Genomic DNA, 24,956 nt, shown 5'->3' with positions numbered 1-24,956 from the left:
CAAATGGTCAAATCGCGGCTAGTGTCCTCGCCATGAACGACACCAAGGTTCTGATCTCGGGTGCGAGCGTCGCCGGACCCGCCCTGGCCCACCTCCTCAACCGCGCCGGCTGCTGCGTCACCGTCGTCGAGCGCGCCCCCTCCGTCCGGGGCGGCGGCTACGCCGTCGACTTCCGCGGCGAGGCCATTGATGTCCTCGACGAGCTCGGCATCCTCGCCGAGGTGCGCGGGCATGACCCCCGTATGCGCGGCACGAGCCTGGTGGACGAGGCCGGCGAGAAGACGGGCGAGCTGCCCGCCGAGGCATTCGCCGGCGAACTGGAGGTCCCGAAGGCCGATCTGACGCGGATTCTGCACCGCATCACCGCCGACGACACCGAGTACCTCTTCGACGACACCATCACCGCCCTCACCGAGCACGAGAACGGCGTCACCGTCGAATTCGAGAAGGCCGCCACCCGTGACTTCGACCTCGTCCTCGGCGCCGACGGCGTCTACTCCCGGGTGCGGCGCCTTGCCCTTGTCCCCCATGAGCAGGCCCTGCACCACCTGGGCCTCTCCGGCGCCGGCTTCACCACCGACAACTTCCTCGGCCTCGACCACCAGGGCATGCTGCAGGTCGCCGGCAACGCCGCCGTCTACCTCTTCAGCGCCGGCGACCCAAAACGGCTCACCGTCAGCCTCTCCTTCGCCACCGACTCGCCCGCCCTCGACCGGCGCAGCCGCGACGAGCAGCAGCAGGCCGTGCGCGCAGCCTTCGCCGGCCGCGGCTGGGAGGTCCCCCGCCTCCTTGCGGCCATGGAGGACGCGGAGGACTTCTACTTCGCCTCCACCTGCCAGGTCCAGCTGGAGCGCTGGTCGACCGGACGCGTCGCCGTGCTCGGCGACGCCGGCTACTGCGCCGCCCCGACCGCGGGCATGGGCACCTCCCAGGCCCTGATCGGCGCCCGCTCCCTCGCCCGGCACCTGACCGCCGCCGACGGCGACCACCGCGCGGCCTTCGCCGCCTACGAAGCCGAGCTGCGCCCCTACGTCGCCGAGAACCAGGCCAAGGGCCGCGAGGCCGTCGCCATGTTCGGCGGCGGCGACCCGCAGCACTGACCCCGATCAAGACCCTCTGGAGGCAACTGCCAGGCCGCCAACCGGAGGAAGAAAGGGGGGCCTGGGTGGTCGGCCTGTCAGCCACGACGTCGCCCTCTACAAGGAGACGAACACCATCAAGCGCCTGATCAAAAAACTCAAGGCTTGACGGGGCATCGCCGCCCGCTATGACAAGACCCCGGGTAGCTACCTCACCGGCCCCCAGCTGCGCGCCGCGATGATCTGGCTCAAGGTTCCTCACGAGGACCACCGATTGATCACGACTCGATACGCGCCCTAGTGGACCCGACGGTCGAGGAGACACTGCGGTTCAGCCCTGCCATCACCGTCGGTATGACCCGCGTCGACGCTGCCGGTGTCAGCGCGGCGGTGGCGTTCGGTCTGGCCAACCGCGACCCCGTGGTGTTTCAGGCACCCAACCGGTTCGACCCCACCCGCACCGGGCCACGCCACCTCTCCTTCGGGCTCGGCCCGCACCACTGCCTGGGGGCCGCACTCATGCGCGCCGAACTACGCATCGCCCTGACCACACTGTTGACCCACTTACCGGGCCTGCGGCCTGCTGTCGAAGACGACGTCCTGGACTGGACATCGACCACTACCGTGCGCGGTCTTAGCAATCTGCCTCTGGCTTGGGACCGGTAGAGCACGACATCGTGGCCAGGCACGCGGTCTGGGCCGCATTGCGAGCGCCCCAACGGGCCGTACGCATGGGCTCACATAATCTTCACGAATCTGCGGCCCCTCGCGGAAACAATCCGGCAACCGCCCGACGTTCCTGCTTTTCGAGTCGAGGAGGGGAAGGTGTCGGGCCTGAGACTGTTCAGCACAAATGGCGGCGTGACCGAGGCCGCGCCGCGTCTTGCCGAGGTCGAGGCGGATGTGCAGGACCTCATCGAGGCGCACATGGAGACGATGCTGGGGGTGAGGTTCCTGGCGAGCGAGTACGTCATCGACTGTGCCGCCGGCGGACGGATTGACTCGCTGGGGCTCGACGAGAACAACGCGCCGACGGCCATCGAGTACAAGCGCGGCACCGATGCCAGCGTCATCCATCAGGGCCTCTACTACATAGCCTGGCTGATGGACCACAAGGACGCCTTCCGGAACCTGGTCCGCGACCGGCTCGGGGCCACGGCCGCGTCCCAGATCCTGTGGAGCGCACCCCGGCTGATCTGCGTCGCCGGCGACTTCACCCGCTACGACGCGCACGCCGTGCGCGAGCACTGGCGCTCGATCGACCTGGTCCGCTATCGGTACTTCGGCAACGACCACATCGGCCTTGAGACCGTGGCCTCGGTCACGGGGCAGTCGGTCGCTGGCAAGCGGGCGCGCCGGCGTGCGGCCGTGCTGCGGCCTGTCCGCAAGCAGGGCGGTGCCCTGGCGGACCTGGCTGAGGCTGCCGATGAAGCGCTGCTCGGTCTCGGGGACGGCGTCACCAGGGTGCAGCGCAAGCAGTACACGGCTTACCAGCGGCTGCGAAACTTCGCCTGCGTCTGCCCGCCGCAGCAGACCAAGCTCCTCGTCTATCTCAAGGCCGACCCGAAGGGGGTCGACCTCGTGCCCGGCTTCCCCCGGGACGTGACGGGGCTCGGTCACCACGGCACGGGCGACCTGGAGGTGCAGCTGCGTACGGAGCGGGACCTGGAGCGCGCCCAGGACCTGTTCCGCCTCAGCTACGCCGCGGCGTAGCAGGTCAGCGGCTGGCGCGGTCTCGTGTGGTCGGGATGTGCAGTTGTGGGTTGGCGTTGCCGTGCTGCCTTTCGTCGTGTCGGACAGGCGATGGCGGAGGAGAAAAGGGGCGTCGTTGAGGAACTGACCCGCGACGACCACCGGGCGTGGAGGGCAGCCGCGGCCTTCTTATGTCGGGCGGCGGGAGCCGCCGACGGCACCGGCCCCGGACGAGGAGAGCGTCCGGGGGCCGGTGCGCGCCGCGGGCCGGCGGACGGCTGCCGATGGTCAGCCGATCTGCGCGCCGTACGCCTGGAGGGCGGCCGGGACCGGCTGGAAGAAGGTCTCGCCGCCGTTGGTGCAGTCGCCGCTGCCGCCGGAGGTGAGGCCGAGCGCGCTCTCGCCGTCGAAGAGGGCGCCGCCGCTGTCACCGGGCTCGGCGCAGACGTCGGTCTGGATCAGCCCGTCGACCGTGCCCTCCTCGTAGTTGACGCTGGCGTTGAGCGCCTTGACGGTGCCGTCGTGCACCTGGGTGGTGCTGCCACTGCGCTGCACCTTCTCGCCGACGGTGGCGTCCGCGGCCTTGGTGATCTGCTGGGTGCTGCCGTTGTAGAGGTCCACCGCGCTGGGGTGGTCGGTGTCGCCGGTGTACTTGACGATCGAGTAGTCGTTGCCGGGGAACGTGGACTGTTCGGTGGTCGCGATTTCTTGGCCGCCCTGCTGGTCGGACCAGCTCTGGACGGCGTTGCCGCAGTGGCCCGCGGTCAGGAAGTACGGCTGGCCGTCCTTGACCACGTTGAAGCCGAGCGAGCAGCGGGCGCTGTCGCCCCAGATCGCGTCGCCGCCGGCGATGAAGAGCTTGAACTGCCCCTTGTTGTGGTGGAGTTCGACCTTGTCGCTGAGGCTCTTGGTGACCTTGGTGAGCCGGTCCAGCTTGGCGCCCTTGACGGTGCGGTCGGCGGTCACCACGACCTTGTCGGTTCTCGGGTCGACGGCCCAGGCGGTGCCGGGGATGGTCGCCTTGGCCTTGAGCGTGTGCCGGGCCGCGTCGAGCTGGGCCATCGAGTACTTGACGATTCTGGCTTCCGCGCCCTTGGCTCGCACGGCTGTGGCGGACGCTTCGTCGACGACGTTGACGACCAGCTTGTGCGCTTTGGCGTCGTAGAACGAGCCGGCCGTACCGGACTTGAAGTGGGCCGCAAGGGCGGAAGCGGCTGCCAGGGAGAGCTTGGCCGGCGCGGGGGTGGGGGCGGCGTGGGCGTTGGCGAGGGTGACGGTCGCGGTGGCGGCGAGCGCGAGCGCGCCCGCTGCGGCCAGCATCGCGCGGCGGTTGGGTATGCGTCTGTGCTTCAACTCAGGGCCTTCCGTGGGGGGCCGTGGGCCGGGGGCGCACGGGCCCGAGAGTGTGGGGTGAAGTACTGGAGTACAGACAGATCGGCCCCCGGCAATAACTGGGGGAGTTGCGTCCATGCCGACGTGCTTGGCCGGAGATTCCCACCCGTTTCACTCGCGCACAAGACCGAGTGTCGGTCTCCGGTACGAGGGTTCACACTCTCTCCATATTTCGTTCACGCCGGCATCCGTACACCCGGGTCCGGAGTACTGCCGTCGCCGCCCTGGACGGGGTCCAGGGCGGCGACGGCAGCCACTCTTGGTGGATGCGCTGGTCTACTGCGACATGACGACAACCCCCTTCGGGGAACCGACGACTGCCCAGGGGCGGGTGGCGGAGATTGTGGGCCGTTATGGTGCGGAGAGTGTCGTTGGTCGGTTCATCCGTCGGGCGTCGCCGGAGATTTTCGCCGCTGTGGAGCGGGTGGATGCGGCGTTGGCATTTCAGCCGAGGTAGGGGTAGGTGCCGGCGAGGTAGTCGCCGATCTGTTGGCGCATGCTGGGGTGGATGTCGTACTGGTCGAGGTCGTCCGGCTGCACGTAGCGGACGCCGTCGGCCTCGTCGTTGATGGTGGGCTCGCCGCTGACCGGGCGGCCGATGTAGGTGTTTTCGTACTGTTGGCGGATCTCGCCGTCGGTGTAGGCGACGATGTGGTGGGGGTTGGTGTAGACGCCGAGGAAGCCGGTGATCTCGGCGACGATGCCGGTCTCCTCCTGGCATTCGCGCACCGCGCATTGTGCCGCGGTCTCCCCGATGTCCTGGGCGCCGCCGGGCAGGGCCCACTGGTCGGTGTCGCGGCGTCGCTGAAGCAGGATCGCGCCGTCGTGGTCGATGACGAGGGGTCCGCGGCATGAGGATCGTTATGCTGACGAGCTGTCAGTTGATACCCCACCCAGGGTCGATGAGGGCCAGCTCGACGCCGCCGAAGCGACCGGCTTCAGCTGGTTGGTACCCCTCTGAGGGGCGATGCGGACCCTCTACAGCGCACAAGAGCGCCGTAACCCCGGGACCCGGGCATGTCATTGGGCTAAATTCTGGACCATGGACCCTTCCACGAGCGCCCTGATCGTTGCTGTGGTCGGGGTGATCGGCACACTCACGTCCGGGCTACTGGCACACCGAAGCGCACTTCAGGCCAAGGCGGTAGAACTCGACCACGCAGAGAGGCAGAGGCGGGAAGAGCAACTGTCGATTGAACGCCGCGAGTCTCTCAGTGCGCGGAGAGACTCGTACGCAGCGTTCAACCAGCGCTTACGGCAGTTCCATTCAGTTCTGTCGAGAAACTACCTCTCCCTCGCATCTGGGCAGACGAGTCCTCAACAGGGCGACGAACGCGAAGAATCACGTCGCATGTTGCGCAACGTATATGCCGAGGCACAGATGGTGATCAGCGACGACGTACTTGCTGTCGCGGGCAACCTCGTCCATCAACTTCATCGCATCCACGCCCTACTCAGCCAACACGAGCAGGGCATCGCAACTGAGGAATCGCTGGAAGACATTAAAGACAGACTGGAACGCGCTTCGGAGGGCTTGTACGAGGTTAGGCAGACCATGCGAAGAGATCTCGGCACCTCCTCGCTACCGATCCACCGACCCGATGACTACGGCGCTACGTGATCAACTTCGAACTGCAAGTGTCCCAAGTCGTGCTGCCAATGGAGGAATGATGAGCCCCTTGCGTTGGACCAGGTCCAGCTACTGCGACTCAGCAGGGCTCGACTGCATCGAAGTCGCACTGGCCGCCAGCCCCGCACCCACGGTCTGCGTGCGGGACTCAAAAGATGCATTCAGTCCCACGCTCGCCATCGAGCCCACTGCATGGTCGGAGTTTGTCAACGCTATCGAGCGGTTGAAGCCACACGGCTGACCAGCGCTGCAGGCTCCCCGTCCCGGTCCGCGCTTGTTGGTACCCCCTCCCAGGGGCGATGCGGGCGCGGCCGGTGGCGATCCGGCCCCTCCCAGGGGCGATGAGGGCACGCGGAAGCCTGGTACCTGCTCGACTCTTCCAACACGTTGGTACCCCTCCAGGGTCGATGAGGGCCGCCACCGGACCCGGATCTGAGGAGGGCAGCGTGTCGTTGGTACCCCTCCAGGGGGGATGAGGACACGCCGCCGCCCAGTGGCTGGCAGGCAGACCCGGGCTAGTTGGTACCCCTCTCAGAGGCTGTTGTGTGAGTCTTTGTCAGCCGGGCCGGTCCTCGTCAGAGGTGCCTGCTCAGATGGGAAGAAGATCCGGCTGAGGAGGTACGGTGCGCGGCCCGGCTCTGGCTGGTTGGCGAGCAGTCGGCCCAGAATCGCGAGCAACTTGTGGTTCATCTCGGCGAGTTCGTCCGAGACGGTCCCGCTCCAGCCACGACTCGAAGCCGACGTGCTGCCCGGTCGTCGCCGCCCAGGACCAGCCCGGGAAATGGCGCCCACCCGGCGGCCACCGAAACGGCCGTACCGGACGAGCGACCTCGAACCTGACCGACACACAGTCCAACAGCGGACGTCGTCGACGCTCGCGCCTGCCCTCCACGCACGACACCTCGACGTACGGCACGACCCCGTTGGCCCCAGTCGATACCGGCATACGACACCCCCAGCCTGCTCACCCCTCACGACTAGATTCACTGTCAGAGAGGTCGAAACGGCTGGGTTCGATGTCAAACGACTCGATTGGATGACAAAGGACAGCATTCGCCCACAGCAGACGCGAATGAGGCCCCAAGGACTGCAACCTCCTTCGGGACCATGTCAACGTACAACGTCCCGGAAAACACCAGGTCAGCGAGAGGGCGCGGGCTTGTTGGCCGATCGGCAGACGGGTCGGCCGCCACGGCAGTCCACGGCCCGCCCTACTCGGTCTCCTAGATGAATGAGTCCGATGTTTGTGCTGGCCGCGACCATGGCGAAGGGCGCCCGTTGGCTCGTGTGTGACGACAAACCTAGACGCCCTTCTGGCGGCACTCTACGTGTTCATCGACGACCATGTGGCCCCTCGTCGCCGGATCGGGCGACCCCCGAAACTGACAGACGCCGAACTGCTGTGCCTGGCCGTCGCCCAGGTCCTGCTCGGCTTTCCCTCTACCCGTCACTGGATCCGCTTCGCGCACGCCCGCCTACGACACCTCTTCCGCTACCTGCCCCAGCAATCCGCCTACAACAAGCGCCTGAACGCCGCCGGCCCACTGATCTCGGCCGTGCTCCAGGCACTGGCCCAGCAGGTGCCCACCTGGCACGACAACCTGCGCCTGGTCGACTCCACCCCACTGCCGTGCGCCGCCTCCCGCCAGACAGTCAAACGCTCCGAACTGGCAGGGCACGCCGGATACGGATACTGCCCCAGCCATTCCCGCTTCTTCTGGGGCTTTCGGCTCTACCTGCTGACCACCGCGGAAGGCATGCCCATCTCCTGGTGCCTGGCCCATCCCAAGATCGGCGAACGGGAGGTGATGACCGCACTGCTGGAACGCGACCACCACCTCGTACGCTCCGGCCAAGTGATCCTCGCGGACAAGGGCTTCGCCGGAAGGGAGTTCGAGGCGTTCCTGACCGAGAGCCTGGGCGTCCATCTGGTGCGTCCGGACCGGAAGGACGAGCCCGTGCGACACGGCCGTCTCGCCCGTGTCCGCCAATGGATCGAGGCCGTGTTCGCCACACTCAAAGGCCAGCTCAGCCTGGAACAACACGGAGGCAGAACCCTGCCTGGAGTGTTCGCCCGCACCGGCCAACGACTCCTCGCACTCGCAGCAGGTGTCTGGCACAACTGGACCACCGGCGCCAAGATCAAACGATCCCTGACCGCCTTCGACCACTGAGAACATCGGACTCATTCATCTAGTCGAGGCCCCGCCCCAAGGAGGCCCATCTGTCGAATCCTGCAATCCGATCTGCCCGCGTCACTGCCCCGTCCTCTTCGCTTCGGGGGCACTCAACGTGTGGACCGCTCGCACTCAATCCGACTACGGGGGCTCTCCTCAACCACCTGCTTGTGGGTCTGCACCGCTGGCCTCTTTGCGGAGGACCCGGTGAAGCGTGGGAGTCGCCTTGATCACCTGATTCTCGCCTGTCTGGCTAGGAACATCGGATCGGTAACCCGCTTAATCGCAGCGTCGGTTGGCAGACCAGATCATGTCGTTGCCGTAAGACTCCGGCATCTCTGCGAGGCGCAGCTATCGGCCGCGGATCGGAGGGCAACGGGCTACCTGAGGGCGTTCCGGTTGGCGTCGTGACCGGTAACCGAGACGGGATCCCAGGGGGACGCGATCGGAATATAGACCGTGGTCGGCGGTTGGCCAAAAGCACGATCGTGCAGACGATTGAGGCGTTCGCATTCGGCTGTTCTTGGCGGTGGAGCCGTGGCGGACGCAGTTGACCGTGCCGCAAAGGTGCCAGGAGGCAGTGCGCGGCTCTTGTCTGCTGCTGCCTCTGAAAGCCGCAGCGCCTTTCTGTTGAAAGACGCATCTCACGGAAGCCCTCTATGTCTGCGCAGCCTTTGCTTGCACCTTCCGCTTCTCTTCCTCCTGCTCTTGCAGCATGCACAGCTTTCCTGACCGTCAAAGACGCCGCTGAGTACCTCGGCCTCTCGCCCCACACGCTCTACGTCTGGCGGCACCGGCGGCAGGGGCCACCAAGCTTCCGTATGGGGCCGCGCGGACGCGTCATGTACCGGCGGGAAGCTTTGGATGCCTGGATTCGTGAACAAGAACAGGCCGACTCCCGGTCCAACACGGCCCTGAGCCCGCTGAGCTGAGCTCCGCGGCATGGTCCGGTCGCACAGTCGGTATCTGAGGCGCCACGTGTCGTAGAGCGCCGTTTCCACCCCCTTCGACAAGGAGACGCACTTGGCGGGCTACATAGAAGATCGCTGGATCAAGAAGAAGGACCCCATAACCGGGAAAAGGGAAAGGACGGCTCGCTACGGCAAGGGGAAGCGGTACAAGGTCGCCGGCATACCCGGGGTCCGCGACCGTTCCTTCGATACCCTGGAGGACGCCAAGGCGTGGCTTCGTCGGTCAGCCACGGACGAGGAACGGGGCGAGTTCGTGGATCCGCGCGACGGATCCATCACGCTGGCCGACTACATAACGACGCACTGGGCGCCGGGCAAAGGGGGTGTTCCGAAGACTCAGGACAACCAGGAGCGGAGAGCGCGCCTCCATATCGTTCCGCACCTGGGCGAACTCCCGCTCAGAAACATCACGGCGGCGGATCTGCGTGCGTACATAGCGAAGTTGGAGGTCACTGTCTCCTCGGTCGACTACCGGCGCGGCATCCTGTCCGAGCTGTCCTCCATTCTGGAGGCTGCCGTCGACGACAAGCGGCTTGCCAGGAATCCGATGCACGCGAAATCCGTGCGGTGGCCCAAGGCGCCGCAGGAGCGACGCGAGGCGTGGCCGTTGGAGAGGGCACTGTGAGTCCGCGACGTGATCAGCCCGCGAAACCGGGTAGCCGTCGTAGTCGGCCTGGGCTGCGGACTCCGTCAGGGCGAGGTGTTCGGGTTGAGTCCGGAGGACATCGACTGCGCGCGAGGCGTCCTCCACGTCCGCCGCCAAATCCAGGCGATCAGGGGAAGGTTGTACTTCGCCCTGCCGAAGGGAGCCAAGACCCGTATCGTCGACATGCCCCCCCTCGGTGGCCGAGGAGTTGAAGCGCCACGTCGAAGCGTTCCCGCCAGGGGAGGTGGAGCTTCCGTGGGGGAAGCCGGACGGGCAGAGGAGGAAGTTCTCCCTGCTGCTCACCACACGATTCGGCAACGCCGTCGCGGTGAACACGTGGAACACCTACACCTGGAAGCCCGCGTTGGCAGAGGCCGGCATCATCCCGCCGCGCGCCGAGGGAGCGAAACCCTGGGAGTGGGCGGCGGCCCCGCAGGACGGCTTCCACGTGCTGCGGCACACTTATGCCTCGATCATGCTGGAGGCCGGAGAGTCCGTCGTGACCTTGGCACGCTGGCTCGGGCACTCCTCGCCAGCGATCACCCTCGGTTACTATGCTCACTTCATGCCCGAGGCCGGAAGCAAGGGGCGGACGGCCATTGACGGACTGCTGGGGAGACAGGGAAATCTGCGTGCCGGTCGAAACTCCCCAGATTCTCCCCAGGGCCGTTGACGGGCGACTCCTGTTGCTACGCCCCTCCGAGGTTGATCTTGCATTGCAAGGCTGAAGAGATGGATGGCCTGGGAAAGTGTTGAAAGAGGTCGCCGCGACCCGCTACGTCACGCCGTTGCGTGAGGGCGGATCGCTGCCGGGGATCGTCGAGGGGGACGATCTCGGCACCTACATCATGAAGTTCACGGGCGCGGGCCAGGGCCGCAAGACGCTCGTCGCCGAGGTGATCTGCGGTGAGCTGGGGCGCCGGCTCGGGCTGCGGGTGCCCGACCTGGTACGGATGCAGCTCGATCCCGTCATCGGGCTGAGCGAGCCCGATCAGGAAGTACAGGAGCTGCTGAAGGCCAGCGGCGGGCTGAACCTGGGGATGGACTACCTGCCCGGGTCACTCGGGTTCGACCCGCTGGCCTTCGAGGTCGGCGCCCGTGAGGCGGGCCGGGTGGTGTGGTTCGACGCGCTGATCAACAACGTCGACAGGTCGTGGCGCAATCCCAATCTGCTGGTGTGGCACGGCGAGTTGTGGCTGATCGACCATGGTGCCGCGATGATCTGGCACCACAACTGGCCGACCGCGGAGCAGGCTTCGATCCGCCCGTACAACGCCTCCGACCATGTGCTGGCCACCTTCGGCCCTGATGTCGCCGCGGCAGCCGCCGAGTTCGGGCCGCAGATCACCGAGGAGCTGCTGACCGGGATCGCGGCCGACGTGCCGGAGGAATGGCTCGTCGACGAGCCCGGCTTCGACTCGCCGGACGAACTGCGCCGGGCGTATGTGCGCACCCTGCTGGCCCGCGCGCGGACCATCGGCGACCACATCACCATCGGGGAGCCGACCAGGGACAAGCCCTCGCAGGCGCCGGAGTGGCTGGCGGGCAAGCTGCCGCGGAGGGCCGTGAAGTGAGCGGACTGCACAACGGGCGCGACGTTTTCGAGTACGCGCTGCTGAGGGTCGTGCCGCGGGTCGAGCGTGGCGAAATGATCAACGCGGGGGTGGTCGTGTACTGCGGCGCCCGCCGGTTCGTCGAGGCCCGGACCCATCTCGACGAGGCCCGGCTGCTGGCATTGGACCCGGCGGTGGACATCGCCGGTGTACGGGCCGCGCTGGGTGCCGTGGAGAGTCTCTGCGAGGGCGGCGCACGGGCCGGGCAGGCGGCGGGGGAGGACGCGGGGCGGCGCTTCCGCTGGCTGATCGCACCGCGCAGCACGATCGTCCAGCCGGGTCCGGTGCACACCGGGCTGACCGCCGATCCCGCGGCCGAGGTGGAGCGCCTGCTGGAGCTGCTGGTGCGGTGAGGCGGGGCGACATGACACGTGACACGTGACACGAGGCGAGGTGGGGCGGGCTTCCTTCCGTGGGGAGCCCGCCCCGTCGCGTACGGGGTGGGGCGCTCGGGGCCGATGTGTCCCGCCGGTCGGTGGTGGGGCGTTGACAGCGGGTGGCCGGGCTTCTAGCGTCAGCCCTGCTGAGGCTACTAAGCGGTTGCTCACCTGTACCGGGGGGCGGGCCGCAGGTCGAGGTGTTCGAGGTTCCGAGGATTCGAGGGTGAGGAGAACCCGCATGTCCACCACCGAACAGCGTGTCGCCATCGTGACGGGCGCGGCCCGCGGCATCGGTGCGGCCACCGCCGTACGCCTGGCCGCCGAGGGCCGCGCCGTCGCCGTGCTCGACCTCGACGAGGCGGCCTGCAAGGACACCGTCGGCAAGATCACCGCGGCCGGCGGCAAGGCCATCGCGGTCGGCTGCGACGTCTCCGACGCGGAACAGGTGGCGGCGGCCGTCGAGCGGGTCGCGTCGGAGCTCGGCGCGCCGACCGTCCTCGTGAACAACGCCGGTGTGCTCCGCGACAACCTGCTGTTCAAGATGAGCGACACCGACTGGGACACCGTCATGAACGTGCATCTGCGGGGCGCGTTCCTGATGTCGCGCGCCTGTCAGAAGCACATGGTGGACGCCGAGTTCGGCCGGATCGTCAACCTCTCCTCCAGCTCGGCGCTGGGCAACCGCGGCCAGGTCAACTACTCCGCGGCCAAGGCCGGCCTCCAGGGCTTCACCAAGACCCTCGCCATCGAGCTCGGCAAGTTCGGCGTCACCGCGAACGCCGTCGCCCCCGGGTTCATCGCCACCGACATGACCGCCGCCACCGCCGAGCGCGTCGGCATGGGCTTCGAGGACTTCCAGGCCGCCGCCGCCACGCAGATCCCGGTGCAGCGCGTCGGCAGGCCCGAGGACATCGCCAACGCGATCGCCTTCTTCACGGGCGAGGACGCCGGATTCGTCTCCGGCCAGGTCCTGTACGTCGCCGGTGGGCCGCTCTGCTGACCGCCGCACCGACCGCAGGAGTACAGGAGCAGGGGAACCACATATGACCGACATGACCGAGCAGAGCTGCCAACGCCCCGCACTCTCCGGCAAGGTGGCACTGGTCACCGGCGCCAGCCGCGGCATCGGGTACGGCATCGCCGAGGCGCTGATCGCCCGCGGGGACCGGGTCGTCATCACCGGCCGCAACGAGGACGCCCTCAAGGAGGCCGCCGAGCGGCTGGGCGCGGACCGGGTGCTCGCCGTCGCCGGCAAGGCGCACGACGAGGCACACCAGGCCGACGCCGTCGAGCGGGCGATGCAGACCTTCGGCCGGGTCGACTACCTCGTCAACAACGCCGGTACGAACCCGGTGTTCGGCCCGATAGCCGACCTCGACCTCAACGTGGCGCGCAAGGTGTACGAGACCAACGTGATCTCGGCGCTCGGCTTCGCGCAGCGCACCTGGCACGCCTGGCAGAAGGACAACGGCGGCGCGATCGTCAACATCGCGTCGATCGCCGGGGTCAGCGCCTCGCCGTTCCTCGGCGCCTACGGGATGAGCAAGGCCGCGATGGTGAACCTGTCGCTCCAGCTGGCCCACGAGTTCGCGCCGGTGGTGCGGGTCAACTCCATCGCACCCGCGGTGATCAAGACGAAGTTCGCGTCGGCGCTCTTCGAGAACCGCGAGGAGGAGGCGGCAGCCGGCTACCCCATGGGGCGGCTGGGCGTCCCGGAGGACATCGGCGGGGCCGCGGCCTTCCTGCTGTCCGACGCGGCCGGCTGGATCACCGGTCAGACGCTGGTCGTCGACGGCGGGCTGTTCCTGAACGCCGGGGTGTGAGGACGGCGGCCGGCCCAGGCCGGTCGGCTTGCCTTCCCGTGCGCCTCGCCTTCGCGTGCCCTTTGCCTTCGCGTGCGCTCCAACAGGCAGAGTCCGTGGTGCCGGTCCCTCGGGGGCCGGCACCACGTGCGTCGGCGGGCCCGCCGGGGAGGCATGCCGTGTGTCACCGCACGATGGTCGCCACCAGGCGGGAGCCCGACCCGGCCCGCGGCCTCCGCCGGCCCGCCGACGCCGAGGACCTGGGTGCGGCCGCCCGGCGCACCGCCGCCGAGGGCAGCCTCCGCCGGCTGGGCACCGACCGGGTCGCTCGCTCCTGCGCGCACATCGAGGACGGCGGCGTCCCCCTGGAGGAGACCGTGGGGACGCCGGCCGGGTTCGTCCGGGCCGGGCGGGGCGAGCCCGGGGCCCGCAGCCGTCGGATTCCGGCCCGGGACCGTGATTGTCAGTGGTCGCCGGTAGGTTCTGTCAGTGAGAACGGAACGCACACCGGAGGTTGTTGACGTGGTCACCGACATGCTGCCCGAGTCCTGGCGCGAGGTCCTGGGCGAGGAGTTGGCGAAGCCCTACTTCAAGGAGCTCACCGACTTCGTGGAGCAGGAGCGGGCCAACGGTCCCGTCTACCCGCCCCGCGAGCAGGTCTTCGCGGCGCTGGAGGCGACGCCGTACGACCGGGTCAAGGTGCTCATCCTCGGACAGGACCCGTACCACGGCCGGGGGCAGGGCCACGGCCTGTGCTTCTCCGTGCAGCCCGGTGTGAAGACGCCGCCGTCGCTGCGGAACATCTACAAGGAGATGAAGGAGGAACTGGGCCACCCGGTTCCGGACAACGGCTATCTGATGCCCTGGGCCCAGCAGGGCGTGCTGCTGCTCAACGCCGTTCTCACGGTCCGCGAGGGCGAGGCCAACTCGCACAAGGGCAAGGGCTGGGAGAAGGTCACCGACGCGGTGATCCGCGCGGTCGCCGCCCGCCCGGACCCGGCCGTCTTCGTGCTCTGGGGGAACTACGCCAAGAAGAAGCTGCCGCTGATCGACGAGGAGCGGCACGCCGTGGTGCAGGGTGCGCACCCCTCGCCGCTCTCCGCGAAGAAGTTCTTCGGATCCCGCCCCTTCACCCAGATCAACGAGGCGATCGCCGCGCAGGGCCACGCCCCGATCGACTGGCGCATCCCCGACCTGGGCTGAGCGGCCCCCTCCGTTCCGCCCGTAAGGCTGCCGTCCGTATGCGACGGGCGCAGGCGGCGGCGTCCGCGCCCCGCTCGCGCCGAGGTGGCGTCTTGGGCCTGGGCCCGATCGGCCTCCCCCGGCGCGTCGGGCACGCCACGCCCGGTTAGCGTCGAGACAAGCCCAGTGGTGGCGGTGAGCGAACGCGGGGAGTGCGCGGTGGCGGAGAATCGGCGGGCGGCGACGCCCGAGGACGGAGTGCTGACCCGGATCGGCCAGGCGATCATGCTGCACCGGGCCGGTGACCGGGAGGAGGCGCGCAACCGCCTCGGGGACCTCTGGCAGGAAGTCGGGCCCCAGGGAGACGCCTTCCACCGCTGCGCCCTCGCGCACTACATGGCCGACACCCAGGATGACCCGAGAGACGAACTGGACTGGGATCTGCGGGCCCTGGAGGCGGCGGAGGGCTTCGTCACGGAGCGCCCCACGGAGACCGGAACCGCCGCCGGCGCACCGGGCGTCACCGACGGCCCGGGGCCCCGCCACCCCCTCGTCGCGCTCCGGGCGTTCTTCCCCTCGCTGCATCTCAACCTCGCGGCCGACTACGCCGGACTCGACCGCCCCGCCGACGCCCGCGCCCAGCTCCTCCGGGCGAGGGCGTCCGTCAACGCCCTCGCCGACGGCGAACACCGCCAGCGCCTCAAGGACGCGATCGACCGGCTGGAGCTGCGTATCGGCGGCGCCGCGGGCCCGTCGCGCTAGCTCCGAAGAGGGCCGCCTCCGAAGAGGGCCGCCTCCAAGGAAGGCCGCGCCATGTCCGCCTTCCCTTCAGGCGATCCTCGCCCCCGTAGCATTGCGTCGATCACTTCCGAGCACGAGGCGCGCGGCGCCGCGCGGGTGGCTACGGTGCGGTGCGAGGGACAGCGCGCCCACGAGGCCGCCCCGGACGCGGATCTCGCCGCCGTGCTCGCCGCGTACACCCGGCAGGGGCTGCCGCGCACCATGGACGTGGCACGCCGTGCCGAGCGGATCGGCCGGCTCTCGACCTGGCGGTCCCGGCCCGCGTGCGCGCTGCGCGACGCGGCGACGACGGCCACCGCGCGGCCGGCACCGGACCTCGCGCCGCGCGTCCTCCACGGCATCGCCGACCGGCGTCCGCCGGCCGCCCCGTAGGCTTTCGCCACGGCGTGCGGTGCGGTGGGCCGGGATGCGGACGCAGCGGCCACCTGGCCGGTGGGACCGAACCCCGGCACGCCACACGCCGGACAGGCACCACCCCGGAACGCAACAGAGGAGAGCGAGTGAAGGTCGGCTGCATCGGGCTCGGCGACATCGCGCAGAAGGCGTATCTGCCCGTACTGGGCACCCAGCCGGGGGTCGAACTGCATCTCCAGACCCGGACCCCGGCCACCCTCCAACGGGTCGGCGACTCCTACCGGCTGACCGGGCGGCAGCTGCACACGGACCTGGACTCGCTGCTCGCCGCCGGTCTGGACGCCGCCTTCGTGCATGCCGCGACGGTGGCGCACCCCGAGATCGTGACCCGGCTCGTCGAGGCCGGCGTGCCGACCTACGTGGACAAGCCGATCGCGTACGACATCGCGGACACCCGGCGGATCGTCCAGCTCGCCGAGGACCGCGGGGTGGGGCTCGCGGTCGGCTTCAACCGCCGCTTCGCACCGGGGTACGCGCAGTGCCGGGAGCACCCGCGCGATCTGATCCTGATGCAGAAGAACCGCGTCGGGATGGCCGAGGACCCGCGCACGATGGTGCTCGACGACTTCATCCATGTCGTCGACACGCTGCGGTTCCTGGTGCCGGGCGACATCGACCACATCGACGTGCGGGCCCGGGTGCGCCACGGGCTGATGGAGCATGTCGTGCTCCAGCTCTCCGGTGACGGGTTCACGGCCATCGGCACGATGAACCGCCTCAGCGGCTCCACGGAGGAACTGCTCGACGTCTCCGGACAGGACACCCGGCGCCAGGTGGTCAACCTTGCGGAGGTCGTCGACCACAAGGGGCAGCCCACCGTCCGGCGCCGCGGTGACTGGGTTCCGGTGGCCCGCCAGCGGGGGATCGAGCAGATCGTGCGGGCGTTCCTGGACGACGTACGGGCCGGGCGGCGGGTGTCCGCCCAGGACGCGCTGCGGACCCATGAGCTGTGCGAGCGGGTGGTCAGGGAAGCGGTCGCGCAGGCCGCCTGAGGCGGGCCCGGACGGCGGAGTGGGCGCCGAAGAGCAGCAGCGCGGCGATCGCCGCGTACAGCGCCCAGTCGCCGAAGCGGGTGTAGGGGCTGGTGCCGGTGGCCAGCGGGAGGTCGTAGACGGCGGCCGTGCTGCGGTCGGTGCCGAGGCGGGGGCCGATCTGCTCGCCCCGGGGGCCGTGGACCGCGCTGACGCCGGTGAGGGTGGCGTGGATCATGGGGCGCCAGGTCTCCGCGGCGCGCAGCGCGGCGAGCGACGCGTGCTGGGCGGGGGCCCAGCTGTCCTGGAACGTCGAGGTCGAGGACTGGGCGACCAGTACCTGTGCGCCGTCCCGGGCCAGGTGCCGGCTCATGTCGGGGAAGGCCGTCTCGAAGCACACCAGGGGGCCGATCCGCAGTCCGCCCGCGGTGGGGATCGGCAGCACGACCTGGTGGGTGCCGCGTTTGCGGTCGGTGGCGGCGGCCTTGCCGACGTGGGTGGCCCAGCCGAGGAGCGAGCGGGCGGGTATGTACTCGCCGAACGGGACCAGCCGCATCTTGGAGTAGCGCTTGCCGGTCGGTCCCTGCGGGCCGATGAGCACCGCGCTCTTGTAGATGCCGGCGCCGTCGGCGTCCGGGGCGTCGGCGTTGACGAGGAGGTCGGCGCCGGTGCGGCGGGCGAGCGCTGCCAGGTGGCCGGCCAGGACGGGATGGTCGGCGGGGTCCTGGTAGAGGCTGCTCTCACCCCAGACGACCAGGCGCACCCCGCGGCCGGCCAGCGCGCCGGTGAGCGCTTCGCCGCGGGCCAGGCGCTCGGTCGGAGTGCCGCCGGGGCCCGGTTGGACGACCGCGATGCGGACCGTGCCGGCGGGCCGGGGGAGCGGCGCCCCGTACCAGGCAGCGGTGGCCGCCAGGGCGCACCCCAGCAGTCCGGCGACCGCGGGCAGCCGGGCACTCCGCAGGGCGATCAGCTCGGCCAGGGCGGTGTTCACGGCCACGATGAGCAGGCTCAGCAGCCATACGCCGCCGAGCGACGCCAGCCGGAGCGCGGGCGGCACCTCCCACTGGCTGGCGCCGAGCAGTCCCCAGGGCCCGCCCAAGTACTCCCAGGAGCGGACCAGTTCGACCATCAGCCAGCCGGACGGCACCAGGACCAGGGCCGCGGCGCAGCGCCCCGCCCCGGGCGTCCCGGCCAGCAGGGCCCGCACCAGCAGCCCCCAGGGCGCCCACAGCGCCCCGAGCAGCAGCGCCAGTACGAGGATGAAGATGTGCAGGCTCGGCAGCAGCCAGTGGTGCACCGCCAGCATGAACCCGGCGCCGCCCAGCCACCCGTAGAGCGCCGCCCGCCGCGGCGTCGCCGCCGAGCGCACCAGCAGCAGCCACGGCACGAGGGCGACATACGCGAACCACCACCAGGACGCCTCGGGGAAGGCGAGGGACGGCAGCGCCCCCGCGAGCGCGGCGGCCGGGCCCCGCGCCCAGAGGGATCGGGACCGGGGGACCGTGCCGCCGGGCGGTGTGTCCATCTGCGCTCCCTGTCGCCGGTTGCCGCTGCGGTGAACCTCTCGCCGTGAAGTGTTGCCCTCGTCAAGCGTTGTCAGGCCTCAGCACCTCGCGCCACTTCTCGTGCACCACGACGCCGGTCAGCCGCCAGCCATCGGGAGTGCGGCGCGCGGTGAAGTGATAGCGGCCCCCGCAGGTGTAGTCGGGGGCGGTCGGGCCCGCGGCGTCCGGATCGGGGTCGGCCAGCCGCATCGGGTTGAGGTAGTCGGCCCGGACGGTGGCGGTGTCGGCCGGGGAACCGTCCTGCGAGGCGAAGGTGATGCGGCGGTTGACGATCAGGTGCTGCCGTACGGCGAAGAGGTGCAATACCTGGGCGAGCCAGACCGCGACCTCCTCCACGGTGCCTTCGATGCCGCCCGCCGAGCGGTAGTCGGCCCGGCCGTCCCGGCTGAACAGGGCCAGGTAGCCCGGCCAGTCGCCGTCGTCCACGGTGGTGGCGTATCCGGTGATCAGGTCGTCGATCGCGAGACGGTCCATGACGGTCGAGTGTTCCGCGCGCTGCGTCATCGCCTCAGTTTTCGGTATGCCAAGGCCCCCGCCAAGGGGCGGGGGCCATCCGGTGCGCCGTCAGTTGACCAGCGGTGCCCCGGGGACGAGGTCCGGGCCGGCTTCCGGCACGGTGTCGACGGGGGAGCCGACGATCTCCGGGGAGCCGGCCGGGCTCGCGGTGCCGGCCTGCGCGGCGGCGAACTGCGTGCGGTACAGCTCCGCGTACCGCCCGTCCTGCGCCAGCAGCGTCTCGTGGGTGCCCCGCTCGACGATCCGGCCGCCCTCGACGACCAGGATCAGGTCGGCGGCCCGTACGGTCGACAGCCGGTGGGCGATCACCAGCGCGGTCCGCCCGTCGAGTGCCTCGGTCAGGGCCTCCTGGACGGCCGCCTCGGAGGTGTTGTCCAGGTGGGCGGTCGCCTCGTCCAGGATCACCACCCGCGGGTGGGCGAGCAGCAGCCGGGCGATGGTCAGCCGCTGCCGTTCGCCGCCGGAGAGCCGGTAGCCGCGCTCGCCGACGACGGTGTCCAGGCCGTCGGGCAGCGAGGCGATCAGCTCGTCCAGGCGGGCGCGGCGCAGCGCGTCCCACAGCTCGTCGTCGGCCGCCTCCGGCTTGGCCAGCAGCAGGTTCTCCCGGATGGAGTCGTGGAAGAGGTGGCCGTCCTGGGTGACCATGCCGAGGGTGTCGCGCAGGGAGGCGGCGGTCAGCTCGCGGACGTCCTCGCCGCCCAGCCGGACCGCGCCGGAGTCGGTGTCGTACAGCCGCGGCAGCAGCTGGGCGATGGTCGACTTTCCGGCGCCCGAGGAGCCGACCAGGGCGACCATCTGGCCCGGTTCGGCGCGGAACGAGATGCCGTGCAGGACCTCTTCGCCGCCCCGGGTGTCGAGGGTGGCGACCTCCTCCAGGGAGGCCAGCGAGACCTTGTCCGCGGAGGGGTAGCCGAAGCGGACGGAGTCGAACTCCACCGACACCGGGCCCTCGGGGACGTCGCGGGCGTCCGGCTTCTCGGTGATCAGCGGCTTGAGGTCCAGCACCTCGAAGACCCGCTCGAAGCTGACCAGCGCGCTCATCACCTCGATGTGCGCGCCGGAGAGCGCGGTCAGCGGGGCGTAGAGCCGGGTGAGCAGCAGCGCCAGCGAGACGATCGAGCCGGCCTCCAGCTGCCCGCGCAGCGCCAGGAACCCGCCCAGGCCGTAGACCACGGCCAGCGCCAGCGCGGAGACCAGGGTGAGCGCGGTGACGAAGTACGTCTGCACCATCGCCGAGCGGACGCCGATGTCGCGCACCCGCCGGGCCCGCGCGGCGAATTCGGCGGACTCACGGGACGGCCGGCCCATCAGCTTGACCAGCGTGGCGCCCGGCGCGGAGAACCGCTCGGTCATCTGGGTGCCCATCGCGGCGTTGTGGTCGGCGCCCTCCCGGCGCAGATCCGCCAGCCGCCGGCCGACCCGTCGGGCGGGCAGCACGAACACCGGCAGCAGCACCAGTGCGATCAGCGTGATCGGCCAGGACAGGCTGAGCATCACCGCGAGGGTGAGCAGCAGCGTCACGATGTTGCTGACGACGCCGGAGAGGGTGTCGCTGAACGCCCGCTGGGCGCCGATCACATCGTTGTTGAGCCGGCTGACCAGCGCCCCGGTGCGGGTCCGGGTGAAGAAGGCGATCGGCATCCGCTGGACGTGGTCGTAGACCGTGGTCCGCAGGTCGAGGATCAACCCCTCGCCGATGCTCGCCGACAGCCAGCGGGTCAGCAGCCCCAGGCCCGCCTCGGCGAGCGCGATGGCCGCGATCAGCCCGGAGAGCCCCAGGACCAGACCGGCCGAGCGGCCCCCGACGATGGCGTCCACCACCCGCCCGGCGAGGAGCGGGGTGGCCACGGCGAGCATCGCGGTGACCGTGCTGAGCACCAGGAACCACCCGAGCTTGCGGCGGTGCGGGCGGGCGAAGGCCGTGATGCGGCGCAGCGTTCCCCGGGAGAAGCGGCGCCTGCCCTGCTGTGCGGTCATCGTGCTGTGCAGTGAATGCCAGGCGGTGACTTCCATGTCCATCGCGGGCCTCCTGATTGCCGGGGTCGTCACGGGATCGCCGTGCGTGACCGGCGACAAGAAAGAACATAGAACCTAAACCAATCTTGAGGTCAAGGAATTCCGGACCGATCACCCCTGAGGGCGCCCCACGCCCGCCGCTGCGGTGACCGCCATGCGACACGGGGGCGACCGCGGCGGCACCACGGACGCCGGCGGGACGGCGGCGGCCGGGGCCGCGACGCCGCCGCTGCCGCGCCGTTCCGCCTCCGCCTCCGCCACCGCCACCGAACTCCGCGACACCGCCGGCCGGCGCGGCCCGCGCACCGTCCAACTGCCCACCTTCGCCGTGCCCGACAGGCGGCGCGCCACCCATCGTCGAATACCGGCTCCACGTCCTCGACGGCGAGGTCCGCACCGGCGGCCGCTACGCCGAGGCCCCCCGCCTGCGCCCCGGACCGCTCGGCCCGGACGCGGCGGCCTTCGGCGCCGACCTGCTCGCCCGCTGCGGCCCGGCCCTGCCCTCCGCGATCGTCGTCGACATCGGCCGCACGGACGGCCGTTGGGCGGTCATCGAGGCCAACGCCGCCTGGGGTGAGCGGCCGTTACACCGCGGACCCGGAGGAGGCGCCGGACACCGTGCTGCGGGCGGCGGGCCCGCGCGCGGCGGTGGCGGTCCGGGACCTGCCGTTCGTGCGGCGCGCCGGCTGGGACGCCGGGCGCCGCCCCGGCCCGCTGCGCCCCGACGGCCGGACCCCGGCCAACGGGGCACCCGGGCCGAACGCCCCTGCCTACAGCGGCTGTTCCCACACCATCGGCTCGCCGGCGCCGTCCCCGCGCGTCACCGTCAGCCGTACGCCCGCGCGGCCGTCGGCCGGCGCGGCGGTGGCGTCCACCACGACCCGGGCCGGCGCCGCCGCCCCGGCTCCCCCGGGTCTCGCGGCCCGCTCCGCCATCCCGGCCAGCGTCTCGCGCAGCACCTTCACCAGGGCCCGCCCGGTCTCCTCGTCGATCCGGGCGTCCACCGGTCCCACGAACTGCACGGACGGCCGGGCGCCCAGCGCCTCGGTGGCCGCGCGGGCCTCCCGCAGCACCCGGGTGCGGAGCCCCGGCGGTGCCTCCGGCGGCCCTTGCTGGAGCGCGAAGATCGCGGTGCGGATCTCCTGGATCGTCGCGTCCAGCTCGTCGACGGCCTGGCCGACGCTCTCCCGGACCTCGGGGACGACGGCCCGGCGCTGGGCGCTCTCCAGCATCATGCCGGTGGCGAACAGCCGCTGGATGACCAGGTCGTGCAGATCACGGGCTATCCGGTCGCGGTCCTCGTAGACCGCGAGCCGCTGCCGGTCGCGGTGGCGGTCGGCGAGCACGAGGGCGAGCGCGGCCTGGGCCGCGAACTGGGTGCCCAGGGTCCGCTCCGGGTGCGTGAAGCGCCGGCCGTCGGGCATCCGGCACAGCGCCAGCGCGCCCAGCACCCGCCCGTTGCTGCGCAGCGGCAGCAGCATCGTCGGGCCGTAGTGGCGGGACAGCGGCGAGATCGAGCGGGGGTCGCCGGCGAAGTCGTCGGAGAAGACCGCGAGCCCGGCGTGTATCCGGTGCAGGACCGGGCTCTCCGGCGGGATCGTGCCGCCGAACGCCTCGGCCCGGACGGCTTCCGACAGCACCGTGGAGATCGCCACGACCTCCATCCCGCCGCCGGGGTGCGGCAGCAGGACCGCCCCGGTCGCCGCCTCGGCGAGCTCCCGGCCCTTCTCGGCGACGACGGTGAGCGCGTGCTCCGTCGTGGAGTGGGCCTCGGGACCGGCCAGCAGCGCCGTGGTGACGGACGCCGCGCCGTCGATCCAGCGCCGGCGCTGCCGGGCGGCGGCGTGCATCCGGGCGTTGCCCATCGCGATACCGGCCTCGGTGGCCAGCACCCGCACCAGATGGAAGTCGACCTCGCTGAACTCCCCGTCGTCCGGCTTCCCGGCCAGGTAGAGACTGCCGAACAGCTCGCCCTGCACCTGTATGGGGACGCCGAGGAACGAGCGGATCGCCGGATGCCCCTCGGGGAGCGTGCCGCAGGTCCGTGGATCGTTCCGGACGTCGGCGATCCGGACCGCCTCCGCGCCGTGCAGCAGCGCGCCGATGATCCCGCTGTGGCCGTCCGGGAGGCGTCCGATCCGCCGCGCCTCCTCCGGGGAGATGCCGTGGGTGACGAGATCGCGCAGCCCGTCGCCCTCCTCGTTGAGGACGCCCACGGCGGCATAGCGGGCGCCGGTGAGCGAGGCGGCGGTCTCCGCGATCCGGTCCAGCGCGTGGTGGACGTCCAGGTCGGAGCCGACGGTGACCATCGCCTCCAGCAGCTGCGGAAGCCGGGAGATCGGGCCGCCGGCCAGATCGCGCAGGCTCCGTGCGGTGCGCTCCGCGAGGTCCGCAGCCGACGTGGATCCGTCGTGCCGGGCGGCGGGCTCGGGGTGCTCTGCGGACTGCGGCATTCGTTCTGCTTCTGGTCGGACGCATCGGGCTCGTTCGAACAGTCTAGTTCGCCCGGAAGAGTGACATTCGTGCGGTTGCTCACCGTGCGGGAGCTCCCGATGACCCGAGCCCCGGTGGTCCGACCCGCTCTCCGGGCCGGGCAGGCTGGATGGTGTGGTCCGAGGTCAGGGGCGGGCCGTGGGTGCGTGCAAAGAGCCACCGTCGCGGAGGCGGGGCGGGGGCGTACGGCACGATGCCCCGCGCGGGCTCGGCCCCGGCCCCGCGGATCAGACCGCCGGGAGCGCGGCCTCGATGGCTGCCACCAGCTCGTCGGCCTCCGGTTCCGTGCGTGGCCGGAAGCGGCCGGTGATCTTCCCCGTGTGGTCGATGAGGAACTGCTTAGGGGAGAAACTTCTCGGGGAGGAACTTCTCGGGTTTCCTCTCCTCTGAACACACCCTCGTGGCCTGGGAGACGCAACAAGGCGCCCCCGTCGGGAGAGATCCCGACGGGGGCGCCGCCGTGTTACCGCGACGGAGAGCGCGTGTCCGGTGAGTCGGAGGATCAGTCCTCGTCCTCTTGGCGAACCACCGGACAGCCGCTAGCCCTCGCCACCGGCAGCCATCGCGCCGAGGGTCGTGTCGACCGTCACCGGCGCGGTGGCCAGGCCGGACCTCAGCGCGTTCCGGCCCGCGGCCAGGGATTCGGGACCACCTGCCGGAAGTGCTTTCATCACGGATTCCACAGGAAGGTTCGCCAGTGCGCCGGTTACCGGCTCCGTGGCTCTGCCGCCCGGCGACTCAGCAGCGGCCGCTCCTGCTGTGCCCAGCACGGCAGTCCCGGCCAGCAGCGTGGCGGCAATGGTCTTGGAGTACATCGTTCCACCTTCCAAAGTCCCCGTGTGCAAAGAACGTTCAGCGAACTCCGACAAGCTTGACCGACCACCCCGCCAAGAAGCCCGTCCCCACACCTTGAGGCACCTTCTCTCACCCATTCGGGGGGACGGCACGCGCCTACCGACCCACCCGCGCTGAGCGATCGGCAGCCAACTCGTCACTGACCTATCGGACATTCACAATGCGGAGTGCCCTCGATGATGTCGCGGGCGCCCTGCCACGGGAGTTCACCGCGGACGCGGGAGCCGAGTACGGCGAGGTCGTGCAGGGACTCGCCCGCGGCTGCGAGTGCACAAGGCGGACAGAGGTGGGTCATTGGGTGTGGGGCACGTGTCCTGGTATGCGGTCTGTGAGGCGTTTCCTCGCCAAGGCCCTTGTAAGGAGCCCTAGTTGTCGTCCTGTGCGGTAGACGACGCCAACGTGGCTGATCCACGTGGGTTGGTCGAACGATTCGTACAGGCGTAGGGCGCCGCCGGCGGTGATCTCGGCGCGGGTGAGGGAAGGGCCGCGGTTGATCTGGTCGCGGGGCGTGAGCGTGGCGCCGTTCGGGACGGTGGCGCTTGGCCTTCGTGGGGCCTGCGTCCGCGCAGTATCACCGTGGGGGCACGGGCGGCTGCGTTCCCGCGCTCCGGTCCGGTGGTGCCGTTGTGGAGGTGTCCCGGCCGCCCCGGGCCTCGGCGTTGGTGACCACCCCGGGTACGCGGACAAGGCGTGACGTCGGTAGGGCAGGGACGGGGGTCCGGACGGCGCGGCGCCCCGCAAGGGTTCGGGTGGGGCGGGCC

The 24,956-nt window shown here is 70.4% G+C and carries 23 protein-coding genes and 6 pseudogenes; 21 read left to right on the top strand and 8 right to left on the bottom strand.

The genetic code is table 11. The annotated features are described in order from the left end of the window. Positions 1–32: 32 nt before the first annotated feature. The 4 genes and pseudogenes from RZ84_RS05170 to RZ84_RS05160 all read left to right on the top strand — a co-directional run bounded on the left by RZ84_RS05170 (position 33) and on the right by RZ84_RS05160 (position 2,792). Positions 33–1,100: an FAD-dependent monooxygenase gene (locus RZ84_RS05170; RefSeq protein WP_043262604.1), complete on the top strand. Its 1,068-nt coding sequence runs from the start codon at positions 33–35 to the stop codon at positions 1,098–1,100. A gap of 49 nt (positions 1,101–1,149) precedes the next feature. Beyond that, positions 1,150–1,380 (top strand): annotated as a pseudogene (locus tag RZ84_RS40640) (hypothetical protein); the annotation flags it as partial. Continuing rightward, on the top strand, positions 1,323–1,745 hold the full coding sequence (locus RZ84_RS42245; RefSeq protein ID WP_107068078.1) for a cytochrome P450: 423 nt from the start codon (positions 1,323–1,325) through the stop codon (positions 1,743–1,745). The pseudogene RZ84_RS40640 and the gene RZ84_RS42245, both read left to right, overlap by 58 nt. A 159-nt stretch (positions 1,746–1,904) precedes the next feature. Further along, complete coding sequence (locus RZ84_RS05160) at positions 1,905–2,792, top strand: DUF5655 domain-containing protein (protein ID WP_043263276.1); 888 nt, start codon at positions 1,905–1,907, stop codon at positions 2,790–2,792. Between the two features lie 267 nt (positions 2,793–3,059). On the opposite strand, the gene RZ84_RS05155 is transcribed toward RZ84_RS05160, so the two are convergent. After that, positions 3,060–4,091, bottom strand: a complete 1,032-nt coding sequence (locus RZ84_RS05155) for a S1 family peptidase (RefSeq protein WP_043263275.1) — start codon at positions 4,089–4,091, stop codon at positions 3,060–3,062. Between the two features lie 322 nt (positions 4,092–4,413). On the opposite strand from RZ84_RS05155, the pseudogene RZ84_RS40630 reads away from it, so the two are divergent. Beyond that, positions 4,414–4,620 (top strand): annotated as a pseudogene (locus RZ84_RS40630) (metal-dependent phosphohydrolase); the annotation flags it as partial. Here RZ84_RS40630 and RZ84_RS05145 read toward each other — a convergent pair. After that, a pseudogene (locus tag RZ84_RS05145) lies at positions 4,608–5,003 on the bottom strand (NUDIX domain-containing protein); the annotation flags it as partial. The pseudogenes RZ84_RS40630 and RZ84_RS05145 overlap by 13 nt on opposite strands. A 202-nt stretch (positions 5,004–5,205) precedes the next feature. On the opposite strand from RZ84_RS05145, the gene RZ84_RS05140 reads away from it, so the two are divergent. Together RZ84_RS05140 and RZ84_RS36155 are read left to right on the top strand one after the other, a co-directional pair. Continuing rightward, the gene (locus RZ84_RS05140) at positions 5,206–5,784 is read left to right on the top strand and encodes a hypothetical protein (RefSeq protein WP_043263274.1); all 579 of its coding nucleotides are present in this window, start codon (positions 5,206–5,208) and stop codon (positions 5,782–5,784) included. Then, complete coding sequence (locus RZ84_RS36155; RefSeq protein ID WP_347232731.1) at positions 5,765–6,034, top strand: DUF397 domain-containing protein; 270 nt, start codon at positions 5,765–5,767, stop codon at positions 6,032–6,034. Before RZ84_RS05140 ends, RZ84_RS36155 begins: the two co-directional genes overlap by 20 nt. A gap of 465 nt (positions 6,035–6,499) precedes the next feature. Here RZ84_RS36155 and RZ84_RS40625 read toward each other — a convergent pair. Further along, positions 6,500–6,739 (bottom strand): annotated as a pseudogene (locus RZ84_RS40625) (hypothetical protein); the annotation flags it as partial. Positions 6,740–7,082: 343 nt separating this feature from the next. On the opposite strand from RZ84_RS40625, the gene RZ84_RS05135 reads away from it, so the two are divergent. From RZ84_RS05135 to RZ84_RS05080, 13 genes and pseudogenes are all read left to right on the top strand, one after another. After that, a complete protein-coding gene (locus RZ84_RS05135; RefSeq protein WP_043262718.1) occupies positions 7,083–7,967 on the top strand; it encodes an IS982 family transposase in 885 nt (294 codons plus the stop codon). Between the two features lie 662 nt (positions 7,968–8,629). Further along, a complete protein-coding gene (locus RZ84_RS36140; RefSeq protein ID WP_078893586.1) occupies positions 8,630–8,902 on the top strand; it encodes a helix-turn-helix transcriptional regulator in 273 nt (90 codons plus the stop codon). Positions 8,903–8,993: 91 nt separating this feature from the next. After that, a complete protein-coding gene (locus RZ84_RS42470; protein WP_347232730.1) occupies positions 8,994–9,566 on the top strand; it encodes a tyrosine-type recombinase/integrase in 573 nt (190 codons plus the stop codon). Positions 9,567–9,783: 217 nt separating this feature from the next. Further along, positions 9,784–10,260 (top strand): tyrosine-type recombinase/integrase, encoded by a 477-nt coding sequence (locus RZ84_RS42465; protein ID WP_347232729.1) that lies wholly within the window; start codon positions 9,784–9,786, stop codon positions 10,258–10,260. Between the two features lie 76 nt (positions 10,261–10,336). Further along, complete coding sequence (locus RZ84_RS05120) at positions 10,337–11,161, top strand: HipA family kinase (protein WP_043263273.1); 825 nt, start codon at positions 10,337–10,339, stop codon at positions 11,159–11,161. After that, complete coding sequence (locus RZ84_RS05115; protein ID WP_043263272.1) at positions 11,158–11,553, top strand: DUF3037 domain-containing protein; 396 nt, start codon at positions 11,158–11,160, stop codon at positions 11,551–11,553. The genes RZ84_RS05120 and RZ84_RS05115 overlap by 4 nt, the downstream gene beginning before the upstream one ends. A 265-nt stretch (positions 11,554–11,818) precedes the next feature. After that, a complete protein-coding gene (gene fabG, locus RZ84_RS05110; protein WP_043263271.1) occupies positions 11,819–12,580 on the top strand; it encodes a 3-oxoacyl-ACP reductase FabG in 762 nt (253 codons plus the stop codon). A gap of 52 nt (positions 12,581–12,632) precedes the next feature. Next, entirely contained in the window at positions 12,633–13,403 is a 771-nt protein-coding gene (locus RZ84_RS05105; RefSeq protein ID WP_043269190.1) for an SDR family oxidoreductase, read from the top strand. Between the two features lie 257 nt (positions 13,404–13,660). Continuing rightward, positions 13,661–13,765, top strand: a pseudogene (locus tag RZ84_RS40620) (aldo/keto reductase); the annotation flags it as partial. Between the two features lie 151 nt (positions 13,766–13,916). Continuing rightward, on the top strand, positions 13,917–14,585 hold the full coding sequence (locus RZ84_RS05095; RefSeq protein WP_043269189.1) for a uracil-DNA glycosylase: 669 nt from the start codon (positions 13,917–13,919) through the stop codon (positions 14,583–14,585). A gap of 198 nt (positions 14,586–14,783) precedes the next feature. Continuing rightward, positions 14,784–15,326 carry a hypothetical protein gene (locus RZ84_RS05090; protein WP_043263269.1) on the top strand — a complete coding sequence of 181 codons (543 nt, stop codon included), beginning with the start codon at positions 14,784–14,786 and terminating at the stop codon, positions 15,324–15,326. A 51-nt stretch (positions 15,327–15,377) separates the two neighbouring features. Then, the gene (locus RZ84_RS05085) at positions 15,378–15,737 is read left to right on the top strand and encodes a hypothetical protein (protein ID WP_241777586.1); all 360 of its coding nucleotides are present in this window, start codon (positions 15,378–15,380) and stop codon (positions 15,735–15,737) included. A 128-nt stretch (positions 15,738–15,865) separates the two neighbouring features. Next, entirely contained in the window at positions 15,866–16,771 is a 906-nt protein-coding gene (locus RZ84_RS05080; protein ID WP_043263267.1) for a Gfo/Idh/MocA family protein, read from the top strand. Here the strand turns inward: RZ84_RS05080 and lnt are convergent. From lnt to RZ84_RS05065, 3 genes are all read right to left on the bottom strand, one after another. Next, positions 16,743–18,275 carry an apolipoprotein N-acyltransferase gene (lnt, locus tag RZ84_RS05075; protein ID WP_043263266.1) on the bottom strand — a complete coding sequence of 511 codons (1,533 nt, stop codon included), beginning with the start codon at positions 18,273–18,275 and terminating at the stop codon, positions 16,743–16,745. The two genes, RZ84_RS05080 and lnt, sit on opposite strands and share 29 nt — an antisense overlap. Before the next feature lie 61 nt (positions 18,276–18,336). Then, positions 18,337–18,819, bottom strand: a complete 483-nt coding sequence (locus RZ84_RS05070; protein ID WP_043263265.1) for a nuclear transport factor 2 family protein — start codon at positions 18,817–18,819, stop codon at positions 18,337–18,339. 60 nt (positions 18,820–18,879) lie between these two features. Further along, positions 18,880–20,850, bottom strand: a complete 1,971-nt coding sequence (locus RZ84_RS05065; RefSeq protein ID WP_043263264.1) for an ABC transporter ATP-binding protein — start codon at positions 20,848–20,850, stop codon at positions 18,880–18,882. 356 nt (positions 20,851–21,206) lie between these two features. On the opposite strand from RZ84_RS05065, the pseudogene RZ84_RS36135 reads away from it, so the two are divergent. Next, a pseudogene (locus tag RZ84_RS36135) lies at positions 21,207–21,525 on the top strand (ATP-grasp domain-containing protein); the annotation flags it as partial. 92 nt (positions 21,526–21,617) lie between these two features. On the opposite strand, the gene RZ84_RS05060 reads toward RZ84_RS36135, so the two are convergent. Next, positions 21,618–23,300, bottom strand: coding sequence for a sensor histidine kinase (locus RZ84_RS05060; RefSeq protein WP_043263263.1), 1,683 nt, complete (start codon positions 23,298–23,300; stop codon positions 21,618–21,620). A 579-nt stretch (positions 23,301–23,879) separates the two neighbouring features. Beyond that, positions 23,880–24,155: a hypothetical protein gene (locus RZ84_RS39535; RefSeq protein WP_198539940.1), complete on the bottom strand. Its 276-nt coding sequence runs from the start codon at positions 24,153–24,155 to the stop codon at positions 23,880–23,882. Positions 24,156–24,956: the final 801 nt, after the last annotated feature.

Origin of the sequence: Streptomyces sp. CT34 (assembly GCF_000805335.1) — a bacterium.
Classification (GTDB): Bacteria; Actinomycetota; Actinomycetes; order Streptomycetales; family Streptomycetaceae; genus Streptomyces.
The sequence above is the reverse complement of the archived record's forward strand: the minus strand, read 5'-3'. Positions and strand labels throughout refer to the sequence as shown.